The 25,123-nt window shown below is 47.3% G+C and carries 24 protein-coding genes; all 24 read left to right on the forward strand.

The features are described 5' to 3' along the window. The first annotated feature begins 21 nt into the window (after positions 1-21). The 24 genes from rpsR to BM358_RS12575 all read left to right on the forward strand — a co-directional run bounded on the left by rpsR (position 22) and on the right by BM358_RS12575 (position 24,948). On the forward strand, positions 22-294 hold the full coding sequence (gene rpsR, locus BM358_RS12460; protein ID WP_013312800.1) for a 30S ribosomal protein S18: 273 nt from the start codon (positions 22-24) through the stop codon (positions 292-294). Positions 295-818: 524 nt separating this feature from the next. Beyond that, entirely contained in the window at positions 819-2,558 is a 1,740-nt protein-coding gene (locus BM358_RS12465; RefSeq protein ID WP_028540978.1) for an ABC transporter substrate-binding protein, read from the forward strand. A gap of 68 nt (positions 2,559-2,626) precedes the next feature. Further along, entirely contained in the window at positions 2,627-3,589 is a 963-nt protein-coding gene (locus tag BM358_RS12470) for an ABC transporter permease (protein ID WP_023991143.1), read from the forward strand. A gap of 11 nt (positions 3,590-3,600) precedes the next feature. After that, the gene (gene opp4C, locus BM358_RS12475) at positions 3,601-4,524 is read left to right on the forward strand and encodes an oligopeptide ABC transporter permease (RefSeq protein ID WP_028540977.1); all 924 of its coding nucleotides are present in this window, start codon (positions 3,601-3,603) and stop codon (positions 4,522-4,524) included. Positions 4,525-4,537: 13 nt separating this feature from the next. Further along, positions 4,538-5,521 carry an ABC transporter ATP-binding protein gene (locus tag BM358_RS12480; RefSeq protein WP_023991142.1) on the forward strand — a complete coding sequence of 328 codons (984 nt, stop codon included), beginning with the start codon at positions 4,538-4,540 and terminating at the stop codon, positions 5,519-5,521. Next, a complete protein-coding gene (locus BM358_RS12485; RefSeq protein WP_013312795.1) occupies positions 5,518-6,483 on the forward strand; it encodes an ABC transporter ATP-binding protein in 966 nt (321 codons plus the stop codon). The genes BM358_RS12480 and BM358_RS12485 overlap by 4 nt, the downstream gene beginning before the upstream one ends. Before the next feature lie 158 nt (positions 6,484-6,641). Continuing rightward, a complete protein-coding gene (locus BM358_RS12490) occupies positions 6,642-7,583 on the forward strand; it encodes a D-alanyl-D-alanine carboxypeptidase family protein (RefSeq protein WP_023991141.1) in 942 nt (313 codons plus the stop codon). Positions 7,584-7,819: 236 nt separating this feature from the next. After that, entirely contained in the window at positions 7,820-8,878 is a 1,059-nt protein-coding gene (locus BM358_RS12495) for an LCP family protein (protein ID WP_023991140.1), read from the forward strand. 45 nt (positions 8,879-8,923) lie between these two features. Continuing rightward, positions 8,924-9,352 carry a CBS domain-containing protein gene (locus BM358_RS12500; protein WP_013312792.1) on the forward strand — a complete coding sequence of 143 codons (429 nt, stop codon included), beginning with the start codon at positions 8,924-8,926 and terminating at the stop codon, positions 9,350-9,352. Positions 9,353-9,473: 121 nt separating this feature from the next. After that, on the forward strand, positions 9,474-9,776 hold the full coding sequence (locus BM358_RS12505) for a MazG-like family protein (protein ID WP_013312791.1): 303 nt from the start codon (positions 9,474-9,476) through the stop codon (positions 9,774-9,776). Positions 9,777-9,781: 5 nt separating this feature from the next. Beyond that, entirely contained in the window at positions 9,782-10,699 is a 918-nt protein-coding gene (locus tag BM358_RS12510; RefSeq protein WP_023991139.1) for a DUF2232 domain-containing protein, read from the forward strand. 11 nt (positions 10,700-10,710) lie between these two features. Beyond that, positions 10,711-12,699, forward strand: coding sequence for a DHH family phosphoesterase (locus BM358_RS12515; RefSeq protein ID WP_023991138.1), 1,989 nt, complete (start codon positions 10,711-10,713; stop codon positions 12,697-12,699). Further along, on the forward strand, positions 12,696-13,139 hold the full coding sequence (gene rplI / locus BM358_RS12520; RefSeq protein WP_023991137.1) for a 50S ribosomal protein L9: 444 nt from the start codon (positions 12,696-12,698) through the stop codon (positions 13,137-13,139). The genes BM358_RS12515 and rplI overlap by 4 nt, the downstream gene beginning before the upstream one ends. 2 nt (positions 13,140-13,141) lie before the next feature. Continuing rightward, on the forward strand, positions 13,142-14,500 hold the full coding sequence (gene dnaB / locus BM358_RS12525) for a replicative DNA helicase (RefSeq protein ID WP_023991136.1): 1,359 nt from the start codon (positions 13,142-13,144) through the stop codon (positions 14,498-14,500). Between the two features lie 376 nt (positions 14,501-14,876). Then, on the forward strand, positions 14,877-16,163 hold the full coding sequence (locus BM358_RS12530; protein WP_023991135.1) for an adenylosuccinate synthase: 1,287 nt from the start codon (positions 14,877-14,879) through the stop codon (positions 16,161-16,163). A 204-nt stretch (positions 16,164-16,367) separates the two neighbouring features. Continuing rightward, positions 16,368-17,192, forward strand: coding sequence for an ABC transporter permease (locus tag BM358_RS12535; protein WP_023991134.1), 825 nt, complete (start codon positions 16,368-16,370; stop codon positions 17,190-17,192). Positions 17,193-17,245: 53 nt separating this feature from the next. Continuing rightward, complete coding sequence (locus tag BM358_RS12540) at positions 17,246-18,277, forward strand: ABC transporter ATP-binding protein (RefSeq protein WP_028540976.1); 1,032 nt, start codon at positions 17,246-17,248, stop codon at positions 18,275-18,277. Positions 18,278-18,375: 98 nt separating this feature from the next. After that, on the forward strand, positions 18,376-19,545 hold the full coding sequence (locus BM358_RS12545) for an extracellular solute-binding protein (RefSeq protein WP_028540975.1): 1,170 nt from the start codon (positions 18,376-18,378) through the stop codon (positions 19,543-19,545). 2 nt (positions 19,546-19,547) lie between these two features. Beyond that, positions 19,548-20,390, forward strand: coding sequence for an ABC transporter permease (locus BM358_RS12550; protein ID WP_023991131.1), 843 nt, complete (start codon positions 19,548-19,550; stop codon positions 20,388-20,390). A 31-nt stretch (positions 20,391-20,421) separates the two neighbouring features. Further along, positions 20,422-21,936: a hypothetical protein gene (locus tag BM358_RS12555; RefSeq protein ID WP_023991130.1), complete on the forward strand. Its 1,515-nt coding sequence runs from the start codon at positions 20,422-20,424 to the stop codon at positions 21,934-21,936. Next, the gene (locus tag BM358_RS12560) at positions 21,933-22,400 is read left to right on the forward strand and encodes a hypothetical protein (RefSeq protein ID WP_023991129.1); all 468 of its coding nucleotides are present in this window, start codon (positions 21,933-21,935) and stop codon (positions 22,398-22,400) included. The genes BM358_RS12555 and BM358_RS12560 overlap by 4 nt, the downstream gene beginning before the upstream one ends. Beyond that, positions 22,393-23,400, forward strand: a complete 1,008-nt coding sequence (locus BM358_RS12565; protein WP_028540974.1) for a CehA/McbA family metallohydrolase — start codon at positions 22,393-22,395, stop codon at positions 23,398-23,400. Before BM358_RS12560 ends, BM358_RS12565 begins: the two co-directional genes overlap by 8 nt. 27 nt (positions 23,401-23,427) lie before the next feature. Further along, a complete protein-coding gene (locus BM358_RS12570) occupies positions 23,428-24,144 on the forward strand; it encodes a GntR family transcriptional regulator (protein WP_028540973.1) in 717 nt (238 codons plus the stop codon). A gap of 147 nt (positions 24,145-24,291) precedes the next feature. Continuing rightward, complete coding sequence (locus tag BM358_RS12575) at positions 24,292-24,948, forward strand: hypothetical protein (RefSeq protein ID WP_028540972.1); 657 nt, start codon at positions 24,292-24,294, stop codon at positions 24,946-24,948. Positions 24,949-25,123 lie beyond the last annotated feature (175 nt).

A 25,123-nucleotide genomic window follows, 5' to 3' on the forward strand; every position in this document is an offset into this window, starting at 1 on the left:
TTGGGAAAGGACTGACAAAGAATGGGCTTCAGACAAAGAGAAGGCGGAGACGATAACAAAAGACCAGCTCGTCGTGGTGGTCGCAACAAACGTCGTAAAGTATGTTTCTTCACTGTGAACAAAATTACTCACATTGACTATAAAGATACAGACCTGCTTAAAAAATTCATCAGCGAACGTGGAAAAATTCTTCCTCGTCGTGTGACTGGAACAAGTGCGAAATATCAACGTATGTTGACAATCGCTGTTAAACGTTCCCGTCAAATCGCATTGCTTCCTTACACTACTGAATAGTAGTGGGTGGAAAAAAGAGACGTTCCCGATCCCGGGAGCGTCTTTTTTCGTGATTTTTTATATTGACAACAAGTGCCATCTATTGTAACTTACTAATAATACAATCCATGTTTACCCATAAACCATAGTATACCTTTTAATGGCTTGTGAAATTGCAAGCTCCCCAACTCGCCAGAGTAAACATTTCGGCCTTCTGAAATGTTATTTTATATTACATGAAATCCTGTTTTTTTGTCATTTTCCACAAGTAAAATTCATAAACTTTACATAAATAGATATTTTGCATTTTTATATTACATAAAAAAAGATATTGACGTGATATTATTTTACACTTAAGATAAACCTTAATAAAAATGTAATGGTTGTTAGCGCACGAAATTGACCAGAGGTCTAAAACACGTGTTTACGCTATTAAGACAGTAAGGAGGATGTGCAACTTCATTTTCAAACCTCAAGCTTTAATGAATCACCGCAGGAATGAGACAGGCTGTTAAATAAAGAACCGACTAAGGGGGATTAACAGGATGATGCAGACGAAGAAATGGGTTTCTTTGCTTATGATGCTTACGATCGTTGGTGTTCTGTTTGCAGGATGTAGCGGAGGTGCTAATGAGGCACAGCCACAGCAAGGCAATGCGGACAATAAAACAGAGGGAAATGAAGGAAGTGCACCTGTTACGGAGGGTGTTATTAAAGCGACTGATCTGACGCAAAATCCTCCGGGGGCGACTAATCGGAAAGATAACATTGTAGTAGGTATGACATCACCTAAAGGGGTATTTAACCCGCTATTCTGGCAAACGACTTACGATTTATATGTAGTCAGAACAGTATTTGATTCCTTCTTACAGGTGAAGGCGGATGGTACATATGAAAATAGTTTGGCTGACAAGGTTGATGTATCGCCAGATGGTCTAAAATATACATTCCATCTGAAACCAGGCGTGAAGTATAGCGACGGCACGCCAGTAACTGTGAAGGATTATGCCTTTGTTCTTAAGGTACTGCATGATCCGAATTATGATGGAGAAACGGATGTTTTGTCTTTTAAGATTAAAGGCGGTAAAGAGTATCACGATGGCAAGGCGAATGATATCTCTGGTATCAAAGTCATTGATGATAACACAGTAGAGGTAACCGTTACAGAAGCAACAGCGTATACAAAGGATTTTCTGGGTGAGCAATACTTCATGCCAGAAGCTTATTATGGAAAAGGATTCAAAAAGGGTAACCTGGACAGCATCAAGGCGCTTAATAATAAGCCAATCGGCTCTGGTCAGTATGTACTGAAGAGCTTCTCCCCGGGTCAACAAGTCGTATTTGATGCGAATCCAAACTACTTCAAAGGCGCACCAAAAGTGAAGTCAGTTATTTTCAAAACAACAACAGAAGAAACAAACCTGTCTATGCTGCAAACAGGTGAAACGGACATGGACAACATCACTGTTACTGAAGACAATGTAGAGGAATTAAAGGCGTTGGGCTTCTTGGACGTGAATATTATGCCGACAAACGGCTATGGATATATTGCGTTTAATCATAAGGAAAAGAAATTTAAGGACCCTAAAGTACGTCAGGCTCTAACGATTGGCTTAAACCGTAAGGAGATTGTGCAGGGCGTGTATGGTCCATATGCGAATGTTATTAACATTCCACAATCTACAGAATCTTGGTCTTATACGGATGAAGGTATCAACAAATATGAATTTGATACAGCTAAGGCGAAGGCTTTGCTGGATGAGGCAGGCTGGAAGGTTGGTGCTGACGGAATTCGCGAAAAGGACGGAGAAAAGCTGACCATTAACTTCTCTGCGACTGCTGATAATCCAGTAGTAGAGGCCCTGCTACCGATCATGTCCAATAACTATAAGGAGCTAGGCATCAAGCTGACTTCCGAAACTTTAGATTTTAACGCCATTATGGATAAAAAGGACACAGGCAAGTTTGATATGTTCTTCGCGGCTTGGGGCTTAACTCCAGACCCGGATACAACGACTTTTATTACGAATGGTGCACAAAATGATATCGGCTATTCCAATAAGAAGGTCGATGAACTAACGCTTGCTGGTAAGCATGAGCTGGATCAAGAGAAACGCAAATTGATTTACAAACAGCTCTATCAAGAGCTGAATAAGGATCTACCAACTATTTTTATGTACCAACGCAGAGATATGTGGCCAGTTAATGGACGTGTATCCGGCTTGGAAATTACACCATACAAAGATTTTGAGTTCACCCTGCATAACGCTCAGATCGCTCAATAAGGGTTGCCAATCGTATGCTCAGCTCTCACGAGCTGAGCATATCACTTTATTCGTCTGGAGGAATGAATATGAAGCAGTACATTATTCGAAGACTGCTGCAACTCATCCCCACACTTATTGGCATATCCATTATCGTATTTGCGATTTCAGCCATGGTGCCGGGTGATTATATTACAGCCAAGCAGAACCCGAATATGACGGCCGAAAAGGCGCAGCAGCTACGACATATCTACGGGCTGGATAAACCGGAATACCAACGCTATTTTATATGGGCCGGTAATATGTTAAAGGGGAATATGGGGGATTCATTACAGCATAAGCAGCCGGTAACGAAGGTCATTGGCAATTATGTATGGAACTCATTTATTATCGCTTTTTTTAGTCTTATTTTTAGCTGGCTGATTGCGGTTATTGCAGGAGTATTTTCAGCCAAGTTTCAATATTCGTTATTCGATAAGTTTGTCACATTATTCATTTTCTTATGTATGTCGCTGCCTTCATTTTTTATTGGTCTATTGGTCATCAAAATATTTGCCCTGGAGTGGGGAATTCTCCCGGTTGGGGGCATGACCACAGCAGGGATGGAGCCAGGCTCGTGGGCTTATATGGTGGATGTTCTCAAGCATATGTTCCTGCCGACACTCGTACTTACGATGCTGAGCACAGGAAGTCTGACCCGGTATTTCCGTACAGGCATGTTGGAGGTCATTCGTCAGGATTATATTCGTACCGCACGCGCCAAAGGTTTGAAGGAACGTACGGTTATTTTCAAGCACGCACTGCGCAATGCACTGATTCCAGCCATCACACTACTTGGCTTCGAGCTTCCGGCCTTATTTGGTGGGGCGATGATTCTGGAGAAGGTATTTGTGTGGCCGGGTGTGGGTCAGGTCTATCTGGAGTCGATTAGTATGCGGGATTATCCGTTTATGTTGGGCTTCACGATTTTCTTAGCGTTGCTTACGCTTATCGGTAATTTGCTCTCTGATGTATTGTATGGCATGGCAGATCCAAGAATTCGCTTGAAGTAGGAGGGATACTATTGTCCGCAGAAACAGTCACGATTGAAACGAATCAAAAGGCGGCGATCCGTCCTGAAGCGTCTCCATGGAGAATCGCCATTCGCCGTTTTAACCAAAACCGTCTGGCTTTGGCTGGTCTCGTTATATTAATTCTGATGGTTATCATTTGTAGTTTTGGACCGATGATTTCACCTTATCATTTAGATGATTACAAGCTAGCTGACAAAAATTTATCGCCTAATGCTAAGTACTGGCTTGGTACAGATAAGTTTGGTAGAGATATTTTGTTGCGTACGATGCTGGCCGGCCGTATTTCCTTGACGGTGGGACTGGTTGCCACGTTTATTTCGGTCATGATTGGAGCGACGTTGGGTGCGCTGGCAGGGTTTTATCGTAAAGGCGTGGATACGGTTATTATGCGGATTGCCGATATTTTCATGGCACTCCCTACATTACCGCTGCTTATTATTTTAGGTGCTGTTCTGTCGGATTTGAAGGTCGATCCGTCGAATCGCATTTATTTTCTGATGCTCATTATCGGGGTCTTGAGCTGGACTAGCTTGTCTCGTCTGGTCAGGGGGCAGATTCTTACGCTGCGTGAACAGGAGTTCATGCAGGCGACGGAAGCGCTAGGCTTGAGAGACCGTCGCAAAATATTCCGACATTTGCTGCCGAACACGATTCCTACCATTATTGTTACGGCTACGCTTGGAGTAGCGGGTGCGATTATTACAGAATCTGCGCTCAGTTACTTGGGAATCGGCGTTGTGCCGCCCACACCTTCGTGGGGGAATATGATATCGGCTGCAAATAACCTAATTGACTTCCGCAAACGGCCTTGGATATGGGTCCCACCGGGAATGTGTATTCTAATTACAGTTGTAGCGATTAACCTGATTGGCGACGGTTTGCGTGATGCGCTGGACCCTAAAATGAAGAAGTAGGAGACGAACGTTTATGGAAAATGCTTTGATTGAATTTCGTAACCTGAAAACCCACTTTCATACCTCTAACGGAACTGTCAAAGCGGTCAATGACGTCAGTTTTAAAATTCGTGAGGGTGAAACGCTCTGTGTGGTAGGAGAATCTGGTTGCGGTAAGAGTGTAACTGCGATGACGATGATGAGGTTGATTGATTCTCCCCACACCTCAGACGGACAAATCTGGTTTGAGGGCAAAGACCTCCTAAAACTCAATAAAGGTCAAATGCAGCAGATTCGCGGCAATGACATCTCGATCATTTTTCAGGAGCCGATGTCTTCTCTGAATCCCGTGCTTACGATTGGGGAACAGATCACGGAGCCATTGCTGATGCATACATTAATGAGTAAAAAAGAAGCACATGCCCGGGCAATTGAGCTGATTAATTTGGTGGGGATTTCACGTTCAGAGGAAATATTTCATTCCTATCCTCATGAATTGAGTGGCGGTATGCGCCAGCGGATCATGATTGCCATCGCATTAAGCTGTAATCCGAAGTTATTGATTGCGGATGAACCGACAACGGCACTGGATGTGACGATTCAGGCACAGATTCTAGATTTAATGCGGGATTTGAAGGATAAGCTTAAAACGTCCATTATGCTCATTACGCACGACTTGGGTGTCGTGGCAGAAATGGCTGATTATGTGGTCGTTATGTATGCTGGAAATGTCATTGAAGAGGCGCCTGTCATTGAGCTGTTTAAAAATCCGCAGCATCCATATACTCAAGGCTTATTAAAGGCGAAGCCCGTCATTAATCAGAAAATGGATCGACTCTATTCCATCCCAGGACAGGTTCCAAACCCAATTGAGTTGGGAGAAAATTGTCATTTCCATGATCGGTGCTCCCACTGTATGCAAATTTGCAAGGATCAGGCTCCTCCTTTGAATGAAAAGGAGAATGGTCATAAGGTTGCCTGCTGGCTATATGAGAAAGAAGGAGGGCAACGGATATGAGCGAGCCTTTGATTCAAGTGGAAGGGCTGAAAAAGTATTTCCCGATCACAGGCGGGATTTTTCAGCGTACTGTCGGACATGTGAAAGCAGTCGATGATGTATCCTTTAACATTCATAAGGGTGAATCCTTCGGTCTGGTAGGAGAATCGGGTTGTGGCAAAAGTACGATTGGACGCACGATTCTTAGATTGATGGATAAGACAGAGGGATCGGTACGATACAAAGGCGAAGACTTGCACGCGTTAAACAAAGAGCAGATTCGTGCGCTTCGTCCGAAGTTGCAAATCGTCTTTCAGGACCCTTTTAGCTCACTGAACCCGAGAATTAAGGTCGGTGAAGCCATTGGTGAGGCGTTGCTGGATCACGGGTTGATTGATCGTAGTGAGCTGCGGAAGAAGGTCAATGAAACGCTGAATATTTGTGGGCTATCCTCGTATCATTATGATCGGTATCCGCATGAATTTTCTGGCGGCCAGCGTCAGCGGATCGGGATTGCAAGGGCTTTGATTTTGAATCCTGATTTTATTGTGGCTGATGAGCCGGTATCTGCTCTAGATGTGTCTATTCAGGCCCAGATTATTAACTTGTTAAGTGATTTGCAGCAGGAACGCCAATTGACCTATCTGTTTATCTCGCATGATCTAAGTGTAGTCGAGCATCTGTGTAGCCGGATTGGTGTGATGTATCTGGGTTCAATGGTAGAGCTTTCCTCCAAGGAGGAACTGTTCAGTAATCCGCTTCATCCGTACACAAAGGCGCTGCTATCGGCAGTACCGATTCCCGATCCCACGATCAAGAGACAACGGATTGTGTTGAAAGGAGACATCCCATCTCCGGCCAATCCGCCTTCAGGATGCAAGTTTCATACACGTTGTCCTATGGCAGAAGCACGTTGTAAAACAGAGATTCCGGTATACCGCGATGCGGGCGATCAGCATTTTGTAGCCTGTCACTTTGCCTAAAATATATAATTAGGAAGCAAAATATCCGTCATCCTGAAAGCAGAATTGACGGATATTTTGGCGTGGAATACAAAAGGTAAAAAAATTGTATCTTTTTTTCGAAAAATTGCAGACAAAATGGATTTTTCATCGTCTAATAAAGTATGGAGGTTATTACGATGATGAAAAAACATTGGTTACGTTGGGCTATTGTCGTCCCGGTACTTATTATATTGATTTTTATTACGCTTGGACCCCGCCTGTTGATCGGAAAGCCGAATGTGGATGCAGAGGCTGCGGTGCTGATGGACATGCATACTGGGGAATTACTGATGGATGTGAACGGCGATACGCCTATGCCTTCCGCAAATATGTCCAAGCTCATGACTGAGCTATTGGTGCTGGAGGATATTCGGGCCGGACGGTTAGGCTGGAATGATGAAGTGCGAATTAGCCGTTACGCGAGTACGGTGGGCGGTGTGAATTTGTCCCTCCGGTATGGTGAAAGGATGACCGTATCCGAATTGTTCCAGAGTATGGTTGTGTATTCAGCGAATGATGCCGCTGTCGCGTTAGCGGAGCGTTCAGCAGGGAATGAATCAGCTTTTGTGAAGCGTATGAATGGAAAAGCTGCCCAAATCGGGTTGTCATCCGATAGTCGCTTCAGCAATGCCTCTGGAGCAGGGCAGAGTGAATTGGGGCCGAATCACCCTGAGGATATTCGGGGAGAAACGAAAATGACAGCAAGCGACACGGCGAAGTTGGCCTCCTATTTGATTACGTCACACCCGGAGATTTTGAGAACGTCCAGCCGTACGCAGATGGAGTTGAAGGATAAAGGCATCTACATTAGTAATACGAACTGGATGCTGCCTTCCTTGGCTGGACCGTACTCTTACGCGGGAACGGACGGACTGAAAGCAGGATACACAAGCGATGCTGGATACTGCTTCACGGGTACAGCTGAGCAGCATGGAAGACGGCTAGTTGCTGTGGTGTTGGGTGCACCGAGCAAGGAGGAGCGTTTTGAGCAGACACGGAGGTTGTTCGATTATGGTTTTGCCCTGTCGACTTCTTTCCCCGTGCGACTGCAAAATTTGGTGAAACTGGCCCCGCATTAAGGGGGAAAATGATTTTGAAAGCTACATAGGATACGAAAATAAACATGAATTGGGGCTTTGACCGTGAGGTCGAAGCCTTTTTTGGCATGAATTTGAGAAGCTGACCACGCCATGATACTTTTGACAACAGGGTAGCAGACCTTTTATGCTTTGAGGGGAAGTTTTCGCTTCATGTGGGACCAATTCGGTTTAATGAAGAGATGGGATTTGTGACGGAAAGAAGGAAGGTACCTGTTATGGAGAGAAGACATAAGAGAAGGACCAGTGGAAAGCCCAAAAAGAAAAAGAGGTTTACCGCTCTATATATTTCATGTATTGTTTTATTTTTGATTGCAGTGGGAGGCTACCTATTCCGCAAACAGCTGACACTGGTGGCTTTTGATTGGTTTGTATCACCGACGTTGGAGAGCAAGCTGGAGAAATCCTATCAGCCGCGACAATCCGGTGAACAGCAGCAGCAAGAGACAGTTGCTTACCGTAAGGAGCCCTTTTCGGTGCTGTTACTGGGTACAGATGAAAGGCCAAATGAAAAGGCGCGTGGTCGTTCGGATACGGTTATGTATGCAGTAGTACGGCCCGCAGAATCGCGTGTGCTTTTGATTTCCATTCCAAGGGATACGTACGTACAGATTGTCGGACATGATCCGAATCGCGATGGCGAGGATGATTTTGATAAGTTGGGGCATGCTTATGCGTTCGGAGGCGCAGATATGTCCATGGCTACAGTAGAGAAGTTGATGGAGCATAAGGCCGATTATTATGCTACGATTAATTTCCAGGGTATTCAGGAGGCGGTGAACGCAGTGGGTGGAGTTGTGCTTCCCATCGACAAGCCCATTGAGAATAAGAATCCGCTGCATATCAAGTTCCGTATTGAGGCGGGCAAGCCGCTTTATAATGGTGAGGAAGCCATGTATTATGTTAGATATCGGGAAGATAGCGACTTCAACCGTACAAAACGGCAGCAAATTTTCTTGAACGCTATGGCCGATAAGCTGCTGAATATCAACGGAATTACCAAAATCCCGGAGCTGCTCGATATTATGGGAGCCAATTTCAAAACCGATATGGAACCTACTTTTATTACTGGGCTTGGCAAGCAGGCTATTTCGCAGGGGAATCCACAAATTTCAAGTTTTACGATTACGGGGGAAGGGTTCAAGAAGAAGGGCCTGTATTATGACCGGGCTAATGAACAGGAACTTGAATATGCCAGACTTATGATTGCGAACTGGCTAGATTCCGATACAACCCCGCAGACGCTGAGGCTTCCCGACAAGCAGGACATTCAGTGAATAATCAATTGATTTATATTTGATTTTGAGGGGGATTCGTTTCTCATGAACATCGCTTTTTTCTTGCTTCCCAAACAGGAAGTTGCTTGTGTAACGGCGGATGCTACTTTACGGCAAACGTTGGAACGGATGGAATATCACCGTTTTACAGCGGTTCCTATTTTGGATAAAGAAGGTAGATATACAGGTACAGTTACAGAAGGTGATCTGTTGTGGCATATGAAAGAGTCCGAGGGGAAAATCACCTTTGAAAACGCTTCTAAGTTTATGCTTAAGGACGTTCCGTTGCGGGTTACGATGAAGCCCGTATCCATTGACGCGAACATGGAGGATTTAATTAATTTGGCGAAGGTACAGAATTTTGTGCCCGTCGTAGATGATATGGAACGGTTTATTGGCATTGTACGTCGCAGCCAGATTATTGAGTATTGTGAAAAATTTGTGTCCAGGGAATCGCTTAATACTTCAAGCTAAAATAAGCAGCAAAGCTGGTCCGAAAATAACGATTTACCTTATGGGGTAACAGTTATTTTCAGAATAGGATATGCTATAATGGAGAATAAAGCTTTTTCAGAGGGGTGTGACTCTTCATCATATGCCTAAAGAAATGGATGTAGTTAAACGAGCCAAGGTTATTGAATGGCTTAAAACAGAGGTGCTTGACCAAGTCTCCCGTCTGTTTAAGGCGATGTGGGAAGGCAGTACAGCCCGCATTGGTGATTGTTTGGCGAGTTTGGTGATGAGCAGTTATATTTTGGGGAGGCGCCTTGGAGTGTCTTACCGTGAATTGGATGATCTACTCATCGACAAGCTAAGAAAGCACAGAAAAGAAGGACACCAGCTGGAGGATTGGTATCAGGACATTTCCGCACTGGAAGAACATATGCGTAAGAGGTGAAAACGTTGAAATTCCGCTTGGCAACTGTAGCATGGAGCGTCATTTATTTGCTTCTGCTGCTGACTCTATTGACACCATTAAGAATCATTACCGTATTTTTGCTGATTGTGCCTGGCGCTGTATTGTTTTCATCGCTGCCTTTCAAAGGATTTCTGGTCCACGTCATACCGGTGCTGTTAATTATAGCGCTACTCGATGTGTATTCGCTGCTCCCTGCGATTTATTTTCTGATTCCTTCAATAATGATGGGACGGATTTATAAAAAGGGAGGACCTGCTTTTCAGGCGTTGATGACCGGAATGGGCATTATTTTAGCCGAGTTGTTGGTTGTTCTGTTTATCGCTACGTATTCTTTTGGGTTTGATCTTTCGCAGTACCTTCGTGATCAGGCCGCGATATCGGCAAGTATAGTACAGCAGGTTTTGAGTGCTAATCCGATGTTTTCGAACATGAATTGGACAGCGGAGGATACGCAGAAACTCGGTACAATGCTGATTGGAAAAATTCCGTATGTGCTGATCATGACCTCGTTCATATTGGCGGTGATTACGCATGCTTTGGCACGTCCGGCATTGAGCAGTCTCGATGTACCGGTACGCAAAATGAAGCCTGCTCGCGAGTGGAGGCTACCGCGCGCGCTGATCTGGTATTATCTGCTGGCAATTGTAATTGAATGGATAGCAGGGTCTTCCGATAGCAGCTGGATTCAAATGGTTTCCATTAGTATGCTACCGCTGATTCATGCATGTTTTATTATCCAGACGATTGGTTTTGTATACTTTTGGACGCATAGCCGTAAAATGAGCCCGGTGATTGCGTTGCTGCTGTCGCTCGTCGTTCTGGTGTTCCAGCCGCTCCGCATTATAGGTATTATTGATTTGGCCTTTCCGCTGCGTGAAGCTATTACAAGATCAAAGAAATAGGGTGAACAGTCATGCCTAAATTTCTACAAAAACGCTGGCACGGCTATCAGACGGTCTGGGCGTTTTTACTGCTGCTGGTGCTTGTCATATGTATTTCCATGTACAACTGGGAACTGGGTGTGATAGGACTGCTGCTGTCATTCTTGCTCGGCGGACTGATGCTGAAGACGGAATTGGATTTTCGTCGGGAACTGAATCAATATATCAGCGGTCTTTCCTTCCGGATCAAGCGGGTGGAAGGGGAAGCGATTAGTACATTGCCGTTCGGCATCATTTTATACAGTGAAAATCGAACGGTAGAATGGCACAATCGGTTTGCCGGGGAGATGTTCGAGGAGCAATCGCTGATTGGTGAGTCTCTTCAAGATTTGTTTCCTCAACTCGCAGGTGCTCTAAGCACCAAGAAGGAAACAAAGGAGCCTGCTCGTGAGCTGAAGGTGGAGCTACAGCATGATGAGCGTCATTATCAGTTTCTGATCGTGCCCGATGAGCGTCTGATATATTTGTATGAAGTAACGGAGTTGGCGGTGCTACGCAAGCAGTATGAAAACGAGCGGTTGGCGCTCGGTATCGTCATGCTCGATAATATGGACGAGGCTGCTCAGGGAATGGACGATCAGCAACGCACCGCGCTTATTGCAAAGGTGTCAAGCGAGATTACATCTTGGGCTAATCAGTACAATATTTATTTGCGTCGATTATCTTCTGAGCGTTATCTCATTATGCTAAATCATAAAGCGCTTCAGGAGCTGGAGCAAAGTCGATTCGTCATTCTGGATACCGTAAGGGAAATGACGGCGGATTTAAAAGTACCAATGACACTGAGTATTGGCTTGTCCTTCGGTGCAGAGAGCATCAAGGAGCTAGGCGAGCTGGCCCAATCCAGTCTAGATATGGCGCTTGGACGTGGGGGCGATCAGGCAGCAGTGAAGGCGGGACAGCGCCTGTCCTTTTATGGAGGCAAGTCCAATGCTGTCGAGAAGCGTACCAGGGTGCGTGCCCGAGTCATTGCACATGCGCTGCGTGACCTGATGCAGGAGAGCGACCGCGTCCTGATCATGGGACACAAAATACCGGACATGGATGCATTGGGAGCGGCCATCGGTGTGTGGAAGGCTGCGGCACTTTACAATGTAGAGGCACATATCGTACTGGATAAATCCAATCCGTCTATCGACCGAATGATGGAGCAGGTAAACAAGGATGAGAAGTTATCGCAAGCGCTCATGACGCCAGAGCAGTCGCTCCAGCTGATGACTGAGCACAGTCTGCTGGTCGTGGTGGACACGCATAAGGCCTCAATGACGATTGAGCCGCGTCTGGTGCAAACGGCCAGCCGGGTGGTGGTTGTCGACCATCATCGTCGGGGCGAGGAATTTATTAACGATTCGGTTCTGATCTACTTGGAGCCATATGCGTCATCGGCCTGTGAGCTGGTGACCGAGCTGCTGCAATATATCCATGAGAAGGTCCAACTGACACCGCTGGAGGCAACATCACTGCTGGCGGGGATTACGGTGGATACCAAGCATTTTTCGCTGCATACAGGCTCGCGTACATTCGAGGCAGCCGGCTTTTTACGGCGTAGTGGGGCAGATACAGTAATGATCCAGCGCATGTTAAAAGAGGACTTGGATGAATATATTGCTAAGGCGGAAATTATTAAGCATGCTAAAATGATATATGGGCATATCGCAATTGCGGTAACTGAGCCCGGACAGAAAATACCGCAGCTCCTGATTGCTCAGGTGGCGGATTCATTACTCAATATGACGGATGTACTGGCCTCCTTTGTGGTCAGTGAACGTCCTGACGGCCTGGTGGGGATCAGCGCCCGTTCACTCGGACGCATGAACGTACAGGTCGTCATGGAACGGCTAGGCGGCGGAGGACATCTGACGAATGCGGCGGTTCAGCTGGATTGCCCGCTGGAGGAAGCTAAGCGCAGAGTGGTCGACGTGCTGGCCGAAATTGATGGGGAAGAGGGGTTATTTGAATGAAAGTGATATTCATTAAAGATATGAAGGGCCAAGGCAAGAAGGGGCAAATTAAGGAAGTGTCGGACGGTTATGCAGCGAATTTCCTGTTGCCGCGTGGTGTTGCCCGTCCAGCGACAGAAGGAAATATGAAGACGCTGGAAAATCAGAATGCTGCTGAGGAAAAGCGCAAGCAAGAGGAAAAGGAAGAGGCTCAAGCGCTCGGCAAAAAGCTGGAAGAGACAACGATTCAGCTCAAGGCGAAGGCTGGTGAAGGTGGACGGCTGTTCGGCGCGATTACAAGCAAGCAAATCGCGGAGGCAGTAGCTAAAACTGGCATCAAGCTGGACAAACGCAAAATTGAGCTGGAAGAACCGATTCGTACGTTGGGCGTGACTCAAATGACCGTTAAGCTTCATCCTGAGGTCAAAGCTACGCTGAAAGTACAGGTGACTGAAGAATAATTATGGGCGGCGAATTTTTTGATCGGATTCCTCCGCAAAATCTGGAGGCTGAACAGGCGGTTATCGGGTCTATTTTGCTCCAGTCTGAAGCACTGATTACCGCAATGGAGCGGGTGCAGACCGAGGACTTTTATGATAAGGCTCATCAGATGATTTACGAAGCAATGATTGAGCTGGGTGAATCCGGACAGCCGATTGACTTGGTTACGCTGACCTCGAAAATTCAGGACAAGGGACAGCTAGAGGATATCGGCGGTGTCAGTTATCTGGCGAAGCTGGCTCACGGGGTGCCAACAGCGGCTAACGTGGATTACTATGCCCAGATCATTGAAGAAAAAGCGATGCTTCGTCGCTTGATTCGTGCAGCTACACAGATTGTGAGCGAAGGCTATAGCAGTGGCGAAGATGTCGCTGGTATGCTGAGCGATGCTGAGCGCAAGATTATGGAGATATCCAACGGGCGCTCAGGTAGTGGCTTTATTGCCATCCGCGATGTCGTGATGGAAGTGTTTGACCGCGTTGAATTGCTGCATCAGAACAAGGGCAATACGACCGGGATTCCGTCCGGGTTTGTTGATTTGGACAAGATGACGGCGGGTTTCCAGCGCAATGACTTGATCATTGTGGCCGCCCGTCCATCCGTAGGTAAAACAGCGTTCGCTCTGAATATTGCGCAAAACGTTGCAGTTCGGGCAAAAGAGACAGTAGCCATCTTCAGTCTGGAGATGTCGGCCGCTCAGCTCGTGCAGCGGATGATTTGCGCCGAGGCCAATCTGGACGCGAACGTCATGCGGACAGGTGAATTTAAAGGCGACGACGATTGGGCGAAGCTGACGATGGGCATTGCAGCCTTGTCAGAGGCGGAAATCTATATCGATGATACGCCCGGCATCACTGTGGCTGATATCCGTGCCAAATGCCGCCGTCTCAAGACGGAAAAGGGACTGGGTATGATCGTAATCGACTACTTGCAGCTTATTCACGGACGAGGCAAAGCAGGCGAGAACCGGCAGCAGGAGGTATCCGAAATCTCACGGACATTGAAGCAAATCGCTCGTGAGCTTGAAGTGCCTGTAATTGCCCTCTCCCAGCTGAGTCGGGGTGTGGAGCAGCGTCAAGACAAGCGGCCGATGATGAGTGACTTGCGGGAATCGGGTTCTATCGAGCAGGATGCTGATATCGTGGCGTTTCTGTACCGGGATGATTACTATAATCAAGAAACAGAAAAGAAGAATATTATTGAGATTATCATTGCCAAGCAGCGTAACGGCCCGGTCGGTACGGTAGAATTGGTCTTTCTCAAAAATTATAATAAATTCGCTAATTACGAGCGTGCCCATTCGGATGCGTTCGCCGGATAACATATTAGTATCATTAGAAAAGGCTCTTTCGACGCGGATCTCGCGATCTCGAAAGGGTCTTTTTTTATAGAATTCACGTATTTCATATAAGGAATGAAACTCTCAATTACGAACAATACTATTTTCATGTAATATAATGTTCGCTTTTTATTTGACTTTAAAAAATGGTGCTGTTACACTTATAGTGCTGCTTCAACGCAGTGGGGAGAACAATACGCCCGGGGCTTTCCGAACCTACGGAATGTCTGCGACGGACGTTTTTTCCTGCTGTCCGAGAACGCTCCATATCTGCTCGCTCAGGCGGTTGAAGTTGGATATGCGTAGTGTGTCAGCTCAAAATTAGAGTGTCTGTGGGCACTCCACGGAGGAATGAAACATGTCAACTGTAGTCGTTGTGGGAACACAATGGGGAGACGAAGGCAAAGGTAAAATCACGGACTATCTGGCGGAAAGCGCTGAAGTGGTAGCCCGTTACCAAGGCGGAAACAATGCTGGTCATACGATTCTCATTGACGGTAAAAAGTACAAGCTGAGCCTGATTCCATCCGGCGTTTTTTATGAAGATAAAAAGTGTGTTATTGGCAACGGCATGGTAGTAAATCCAGCCGCTCTTATTGAAGAAATTACTTACATTCATGATAATGGCTTTTCCACAAAAAATCTGGTCATTAGTGACCGTGCACATGTGATTATGCCGTACCATATGACGCTGGATGTGCTGGAAGAAGACCGCAAAGGTCCTAACAAAATTGGTACTACCCGTAAAGGGATCGGTCCTGCTTATATGGATAAAGCTGCACGTAACGGTATTCGTATTGCTGATTTGCTGGATGCAGAGGAATTCGAAAAGAAGCTGCGCCATCAAACGAAAGAAAAAAATCAAGTGATTGAACAAGTATACGGCGGCGAGCCGCTGGACGTAGAAGAAATACTGAAACAGTATCTGGAGTATGCTGAATTTATCCGTCCTTATGTAGGAGATACGTCTGTCGTGTTGAATGATGCGATTGACGCAAATCAAAAGGTACTGTTCGAGGGTGCGCAAGGCGTTATGCTCGATATCGACCAAGGTACGTATCCGTACGTTACGTCCTCCAACCCGTCGGCTGGCGGCGTATGTATTGGTTCCGGTGTGGGACCGTCCAAGATTCAACAAGTCATCGGTGTAGCTAAATCGTACACAACTCGTGTAGGTGATGGACCCTTCCCAACTGAGCTGAACGATGAAGTCGGCGATTACATTCGTGAAACAGGTCATGAGTACGGTACGGTTACAGGTCGTGCTCGTCGTGTTGGCTGGTTTGACAGCGTCGTTGTGCGTCATGCCCGTCGTGTCAGTGGGTTAACGGGTCTTTCCCTGAACTCGCTGGATGTATTGACTGGCCTGAAAACAGTGAAAATTTGCACAGGTTACAAGTACCACGGCGAGGTGATTACGCATTATCCGGCTAGCCTGAAAATGCTAGCGGAATGCGAAGCGGTATATGAAGAAATGCCAGGTTGGAGCGAAGACATCACTGGCGTGAAAACGCTGGAGGAACTGCCTGAGACTACACGCAATTACGTACAACGCGTGTCTGATCTGACAGGTATCCCAATTGCTATTTTCTCGGTTGGGCGTAATCGCGATCAAACAAATCAGGTGCTTCCGATTTATTTGTAGGACAAGAATGATATAGCTATTGATACATGTTCAAGGAGAGAGGCTGTTAGCAGCCTCTCTCTTTTTTTTATTCTGTGAAGTGTTAAATGGTTCCTCCCCCTTTACATAATCTTATCTTCCTTGTCGATTTGTGATAACAAACCCTCTCTATAATCCAAATAGAAAAGAGACTCGGACGTCTAGACGTCTTGAGAGGGATGAATTATGAACTGGTATCTTCGCTCACTCGGCACACGCAAAATTGTGGAATTCATCGTGCTTGTCATTTTCGTCATTTTTTTCCTGGGACCTCTGACCAACCTTCTCCTTTTGGCGGTTTCGGGAAAATGGCAGTATCCTGCACCGCTTCCGCAGAGCTTGTCACTGGAATGGTGGAAGTTTGTACTTACCCAGGATGATGTACTCAGCTCGATTTCCCTATCCTTCCTGATTGCGATTACCGTTACGGTCTGCTCCATTATCGTATGTATTCCTGCTGCTTATGCCTTTGCACGAATTTCTTTCCCGCTCAGTAAGTGGTTTCTTTTCTCATTCCTGCTTACGCATGCTTTTCCGAAAATGGGTTTGTATGTGTCCATTGCCGTACTATTCTACCAATTCGGGTTGATGAACACCTTTGCAGGTATTGTGCTTATCCATATGGTAAACACGCTCATGTATATGACCTGGATTCCTTCCTCTGCCTTCCGCAGCGTACATCGTGCACAGGAGGAGTCAGCGCGGGATGCCGGAGCCGGACCATTTCGGGTGTTTTGGAAAATCACCTTTCCTATGGCGCTGCCCGGCATTGTGGTCGCCTCCATCTTTACCTTTCTTGCTTCACTAGATGAAGCACAGGGGACACTCCTTGTCGGAACACCGGACTATAAAACAATGCCAGTCATCATGTATTCCATCATTGCTGATTATCCGAGCACAACGGGCGCTGTTTTCTCTGTCATTCTTACTCTGCCAACGATCATTCTGCTATTGGCAGCCAAGCGTTTTGTAAGTGCGGATGTACTGGCAGGCGGATTTCAGGTGAAATAACGTAATTGGTCAAAAGAGGAGTTTGCAAAATCCTGAAAAAGGAGCCTAAGCTAATGCCCATTCAATTATCCATTCAAGAGTTAACCAAGCGCTTCAAGACAGGAGACGGAGTCAAAGGCATTTCACTTGACGTGATGAAGGGAGAGCTGGTGACACTGCTAGGACCTTCCGGCTGTGGTAAAACAACCGTGCTTCGCTCCATTGGCGGCTTTTTGGACCCGGACAGTGGCGACATTCAGATTCAGGGTAAAAGCGTACTCAAGCTGCCGCCCGAAAAGCGTCCGACGGCTATGGTGTTCCAAAGTTATAATTTGTGGCCGCATATGACCGTGTATGACAACCTGGCTTTCGGGTTGAAGATTCGAAAGGTGAAGAAGACAGAAATTGACCGTCAGGTGAAGGAAGCGCTAGCGCTGGTTCGGCTAGAGAGCGCAGAGCGTAAAACGCCAGGACAGCTCTCGGGCGGTCAGCAGCAGCGGGTAGCACTCGCTCGGGCTTTGCTGCTAAAGCCTGATGTATTGCTGCTGGACGAGCCTTTTTCCGCGCTTGATGCCAAATTGCGCATGGAGATGAGAGAGGAGCTGCGCGATATCCAGACCCAGACAGGGATGACGATGGTGTTCGTCACCCATGATCAGGAGGAGGCGCTGTCCATTTCCGACCGAATCGTCGTTATGAATGCGGGCCGAATTGAGCAACTCTCTTCACCGCAGGAGATTTATGACAAGCCACAGTCACTTTTTGTAGCGGGTTTTATTGGCCGTATCAATTTATTAAAGGGGGTGAGCACAGGTCGCAGTGTCTCTGTGAGCGGAATACCGTTTGCACAAGAGCATGAATACACAGGTGAATCCATGATTGGTGTAAGACCAGAGGATATTGTTCTGACGACGGAAGAAAATGGTTCTCTAGCCGGAACGATCAGACAAGTGATGATTCTCGGGCATTATGCGGAAGTTTCGCTGGATAGCGGTACCCATCATCTGAAAATGTTTGTGCCGCGTGAACGAGCGGCCGAGCTGCGCAGTGGAGAGCACATCAGATTCAGCTTCAGTAAAATTGTTACTTTTCCATCAGCACAGTGAAGATTCACGATCAACCTCTATATCGCATCAATGTCCATCACGAACGCATCATCTGGTGATGCTGCGAACTTGTGCAACTATCTAAAGGAGGCAACAACGTGTTTGGGAAAAAGAATATGGGTCTGGTTTTGGCAGGGGTACTTAGTTTATCGTTGTTGGCTGGCTGTGGAAACGGCGGTAATGCCGCCACGGCTACTGGGGAAGCCAAGTCTACAAAAGCGGGAGCGGCTACGGGAACGACGGAAATTTCCTTGTACACTGGAGGGTCCCTGAACGTCAAAGAGCTGTGGGAAACGTTAATCAAGGACTTTGAAGCTAAAAATGATCACGTTAAGGTCAAACTGGTGTATTTGCCAGCAGGGACCGGAGGCGCATCTACACTGGATCGTCTGATCGCAGCCAAGAAAAGCGGACAAACCGATACAGATATCGACCTGTACGAAGGCAGTCTGGATGACATCACCAAAGGGGTAGGCGAGAAACTGTGGGAAACGGTGGATGCTGCCAAGGTTCCAAATTTGAAGAATGTTGATGAAACATATCTCGAGCAAGTCAACAATCAGGCCATTCCATACCGTGCCTCTTCGGTTGTCCTTGCCTATAACAGTGCAAAAGTAGCAACACCTCCGAAAACAGCCGACGAGCTGTACACGTGGATTCGTCAGCATCCGGGTAAGTTTGCCTATAATGATCCGTCCACTGGTGGGTCAGGCAGCTCGTTTGTGAACACGGTTATCTATAATTTCCTTCCACCAGAGGCGATGAACAGTGATGATCCGGCAAATATGAAGAAATGGGATCAAGGATTCTCACTGCTCAAGGAACTGGGTCCTTCGATGTACCAAAAAGGAGTCTATCCTAAGAAAAACCAAGGCACGCTTGATATTTTGGCAAGTGGAGAGGTTGACATGGTTCCAGCCTGGTCTGATATGGCGCTCGAGCAACTGGCTAAAGGGCTGCTTCCAGACACGGTGAAGCTGACACAGATCGACCCTGCCTTTACAGGTGGACCCTCTTATCTGATGGTTCCTTCGCTTTCCTCCAAAAAAGAAGCAACTCAGGAATTCTTGAATTATATACTGACGCCCGAAGCGCAAACGGTGGTTATTAATAAAATGTACGGCTATCCGGGGATTAAGTGGAATCTGATGCCAACGGAGCTGCAAGAGAAATTTAACAGTGTATCTTCTGGATACCGCAGCTTTAACAGCGGAGAGCTTCAGCAGGAAATCTACAAACGCTGGCAAAGTGAAGTAGCGGGCGGTTGATCATGAGTTCATTGTCCAAAAGGGGGATGCTGGGGCTTGCCCTGGTCATCCCGTCTTTTCTCATTTTGCTGGTCGTCGTTATTATTCCGATTCTCTATGCCGTGAAGGAAAGCTTGATTGATCAATATGGAACGGGCTACGGACTGGCCAACTATATTCGGTTGTTCACGGAACCTGCCATGCGTAGAAATATCATGTATACCATTAATGTCACGTTAGTCTCGACGGCCCTTACTCTGGTCATCAGCTATGCTTTGGCGGTTTATCTGAGATTCGGTAAAGGGGTTGTCGTGAAGTGGATAGGTCGGTTGTATTTTATTCCGATGTTTGTTCCCGGTGTAATTGCAACGTATGCGATCATTACCATGTATGGTAATCACGGTTGGGCTGCACGTCTTTTGCTGCCGCTTGGCATTGAGACGATTCCGAGGATTATTTATGACTACAAAGGGCTGGTGCTGGCTAATTTGTGGTTCAACATTCCGTTCGCAACCATGCTGCTCAGCTCGGCACTTGCCAGCATTCCAAACGCTGTCGTCGAAAGTGCCAGAGATGCCGGAGCCAGCACGATGCAGCTGTTTGGGCGCTTTATTTTACCCCTTTCCTACAAAACGATGTGGGTTGCGGTGACCTTCATTTTCATGGGAATCATGGGAAGCTTTACGGCTCCCTTCCTGATCGGTGCCAACTCGCCACAAGTGCTGGGTGTTGCGATGCAGCAGGTGTTTTCCAGCTATCAGGAGACGCATACGGCCAGTGCAATGGCAGTGTTTATGTTTTTACTGTGTTCTTTTATGGGCTACTTTTATATTCGGACAATGGTGAAGGATGCGGATGCCAGCTAGACCGCCGTTATACACTAAGGAGGTTACAGGGATGAACAGCCAAGCAGAGGTGCAAATTACCGGGTTTAGTGGGCGAGCGTGGGAAAAGGATCTGCTGGATTGTGGTTATCGGATTGCCTTACACAAGGCGGAGGTTGAGCTCAGTCCGGGAAACGGATTCCGGTTTACATTTTCCATGCCAGAAGACGGATACGCGGAGCTTGATCTGTTCGCCAGATCAGACAGTGACTGGGCTGCGACAGATCGAGAATCTGCCTTTGTACGTCTCTACCTGAATGAAGCCTATAATCAAGATGTCATTTTGTACTATGGTAGCAGTCAGGGAGTGTACACCCGTTTGTTGGGATATCTAAAAGAAGGCGATTACGAGGTCTATGCCGAATTTCGCGAACTGGAATCGGCTCCGCTTGTATCTCGAGCATGGATCGACGGGGTTGAACTGCGCTGCGTGGCTGATTCCTCTCCAAGATCGCTGATTTATCGCCATACCCCGCTTTTATATGGCCGTAATCTGTCACATCCTTATGAGAATCGCTTTACGGATACACCGCTTGTTTTGTTCTATTCCATAGAAGTGAACGAGGGGAAGACGGTCATCGAATACCAGATGATGTTCAGCCATGAAGATGAGGGAACGCCCGCGCCGCTGCTTATGAGCAAATGGGGAAGAACCACCGATATCGAATGGATGTACCGCGTAGAGCTAGATGCAGAGGACAATGTTCTGGAAGCTGTTTTCCAGGGGGCACATCATATTACGACTGCGTTTAATGGGAATTATGATCTGGGCGGGCATCCTGTTCTCCAATCCGCAACAACCAACGGAAACTTTAAGGATGACATTTCATCGGACTATCGTTTTATGCTGCCGCCTGCTTTCCATTGGAAACCAGAGGAAGAGCCGCGTGAGGCTGTCATGAGCCGTTTTCCTTTTGCCTATCAGGTCACTGGGTGGGAGATGGAACGTCAGCAGGAGCTGGAAATGCCATCACAAGCGTCTTCCATTACACTTGCACACCAGCGTAGCTATGTGTTTATACAGACTTCCAAACGCCCCTTGCGGGATTCAGGCAGAGAATCGGTTCCAGCGTCCAGACCTGGCTTCAATCGGCGTGAGGAGGATGCCTGTGTCGATGTCCAGCTTCGCCTTCACGGCTCGGAGCAGTGGTATTCATCGTGCCATTATGATCTGAGACTCGGGGAATTTAGAGCCGCTTATGAGGGTGCAGAGTCACATTTTTCTACCACGGTCAAGCTGTCTGGAGAAGCTGTGCTTGAGGATATAGCTGAAATCAGAGCCGTATTGCTGGAAGGCGGTGCGGACAGCATGGAAGTGGTCGGACTGTGTGCTTTTACGTTAAACGAAGATAATCTCCCGCAGTTTCCAGGTATTCGTACAGACCGGGTGATTGAGCTGACGCGGCTTCAACCCGTGGGTGTTTTGTGGGCGGCAGACAAAGACATGTCGGGTGATGAAGAACATACTGTGAATGATATGGTGAAACATGTTGTGGATGAACCGTCTAGCCAGGATGGGGAGTCATGAGCAGACTACTGTATGTGGAAGGAACGGTCGACAGAACCTGCACCCAGAGCCATATTACGTACTCTTTTCATATTCCACAGCCGACTGAAACGATCCGTATTCACTTCTCTTACACGCCCAAGTTATTGGAGGATCAAGAGCAAGCACGAGAAATCATTGAGGAGAGCATGAGCAAATACGGATACGAAGAGCCGGGGCATTCATCCGATCTATGGAAGAAGTATATACCGCTGCAAAATTTATTAACGCTGTCTGTCGATGATCCTCTCCGTCACCGCGGAAATGCGCACCGTCCCGAGATGCAGCAGGAGCATTGGCTCGGTTCGTCTGCGGCTTCCCCGGGATTCCTTGCAGGAGATCATCCGCCAGGCATGTGGCGGATTACGGTCAGTCTGCATGCCGTTGTGACCGAGACGCTTGCCTACCAAATTCATGTATTGGGGGAGGAAGCAGCATATGCTTAAATGGATTCCGGCTGAGCTTCACACCCATACGCTTCACAGCGACGGCAAGCAAACACTGGAGGAGCTGGCCCAAAGTGCAGCCAATCTCGGGCTTGAATGTATCGCTATGACGGATCACAACACGCAATCGGCACTTGCGGATCAGGAACGGATTCAGCGGCAGTTCGGTCTCCCGATCATTTCAGGAATGGAGTGGACGACCTTTTACGGGCATATGCTGACGCTTGGGGTTGACCGCTTTATCGACTGGCGTGTGCTGGGACCAGATGACATCCATGAGGGGATTCGGCAGGTGCATGAGCAGGGAGGCATTGCAGGGATTGCCCATCCGTTCAGGATTGGAAGTCCGATCTGTACGGGGTGCTTTTGGGAGTACACTATTCAGGATTGGCATGAGGTGGATTATATAGAGGTCTGGTCAACGCTTATGCCATCTATTAAGCGGGATAGCCAGCGGGCGTTTGCCATGTGGACCGATTTGTTGAATCAGGGGTATCGCATCACTGCGGTAAGCGGTCGGGACTGGCATGTATCTAAACCAGATGATGCGCTTCCGGCTGTTACGTATCTGGGTGTTCATGATGAAGCAGAAGAGCGAGAAGGTTTAGCAGGCCGGGCAGTTGAGGCGATTCGCCACGGTTCAGTGTCAGTTACGATGGGACCGTTACTGACGATGTGGGCACAGATTAAGGGCAGAGAAAATCGTTATCACATCGGCGAATATATAGAGCTGACTGTAGAGGATTCACTATCGGTGACGGTTCAATTGGATGTGGAAGCAAGAGCATCCCATTATAACCTCAAGCCTCAGAATCTTCGTCTTCTGCTGACAAGTAGTCATGGAATATGCTCCGAGATTCAGATCCCTGCTCAAACAGGAGAATATACGCTGTCATTGCAAGATCCGCTAGGAAAGGGCTGGATAAGAGCCGAGCTTTACGGCTGCATGGAAGACTGCGTGATGATGATTGCTTTTACGAATCCGATTTATATGGCTTAACACAATAGAAAGGCTGGGCTTCGGACGGTGTCAACAAAACAAGAGAACATAAAGCAGCTTATAGAAGAATATATGAAGGTTAATCAAATGGGTCCGGGGGATCGGCTGCCGTCAGAAACTGCACTTTCCCAATCGTTTCGTGTCTCGCGTACGACGCTAAGGGGAGCTATTCGCCAACTGGAATCGGAAGGTAAGCTACTAGTAAAACACGGGAGTGGCACGTTTGCTACTTGTCCGCTGCCGAGTATTCCAAGCTCGCTGGACCGCCTGTACAGCATCGGGGACATGATTCGTTCGGCAGGGTTACGGGAAGACGAGCAGCTGGAATCCATTCAGAGAATTTCGGTTTGTCCTCCTGATATTGCCGAACAGATGAGATTTTCCGAAAATGAGCCCATGATTGCCCTAGAGCGTACACGCACTGCCAACGGAGAGGCTGTAGCCCACTCTATAAACTGGATGCCAGAGAAATTAGCCGGTCCCATTCTGGAAGGTGACTCTTTTTCAGGCTCACTTTTTCAGAGTCTTGAGTTCAAGGCGGGGGTGCGAATCGTCGGAGCGTATTCCGAGCTTACCGTTCCCAACTATGACGACGCACATATGACACGTCTGCTGAAGCATCCGCAGGCTACGGTATTACTATTGAAGCAGCTTCACTATGATGAAATGAACAGGCAGGTGCTGTATTCTCTGGATTATGTCCGCAGTGACATTTTCCGTTTCTGGGTGCGTCGTACGCGCTGATTCAATCAGAATGTGGCATCTTCTATTGAATTGTGCTAGTTTTACATATTCCATGGGTTAAAAATCGTCATATCTCGTCAATACTGATCTATATGCACTTCATGATGATACACACATGGCAGGATGCGTATAAGGAGGTAACGGGATATGAGGTGGCTTGGATGGCTGCTCAAAAAAGGAATGACGGTGGTGTTGGTTAGCGCACTAACGCTGGCAGTGACAGGTGTAGTCGTTAATGCTTATGTTCAATCGCTGCTGCGGCAGTTTAACATTCAGCTCGATCATCAGCCCATATGGGGATTGGGTTGGCTAAAAGGCAGTGCGGGTACGGACCAAAGCACAAACACGGGGAAGAACAAGACGACGGGAAGTGGCTCGGGAAGTGTAACACCGCCTGATGATGCGTTGCCTGTCATGGGACAGGGCTTAGAAGAAAGCGGGAGTGAGGCTGGTGGCGTAGCCAATGGCAAGGTATCTCAGGAGGGGGCCACGTCGGCCGGAACATCAGGCAACGAGTCACGGAAGCAGGCAGAAGGTACAGCTACACCCGGAACGAGTATTGAAGGCCATGATTTAGTGATTACGCCCGACCATTTGACGGAGAAGAAGAACAACTTACCGGCTGCACAGAAGCAGGAAATTTTTGCGATTCTGATGAATAAGCTACCGCCGGAGGAGATGCAGAAAATATCAGCTGCGATGGAAGGCGGTCTCACCGAGCAGGAGCTTCAGGATATTCAGCAGGTGCTTGCGAAGTATTTGACCAAAGAGGAATATAACAAGCTGATGGATTTGCTTAAATAGTATTTTGCAAAATCTTGAATAATAAACGATGAATTCATGGAAAATGTTTATGCTCAAAATAGGACTGTAGAATCCGCGCCATGCGCGGATTTTTTTGCGTGTCAGGAAGGAACTGGAGTGTAGTTGAATTCTTTGTAAAGGCTATGTTAAAGTAAACAGTGTTGTGAAAAGGTTA

Source organism: Paenibacillus sp. cl130 (assembly GCF_900116035.1).
GTDB classification, from domain to species: domain Bacteria; phylum Bacillota; class Bacilli; order Paenibacillales; family Paenibacillaceae; genus Paenibacillus; species Paenibacillus polymyxa_B.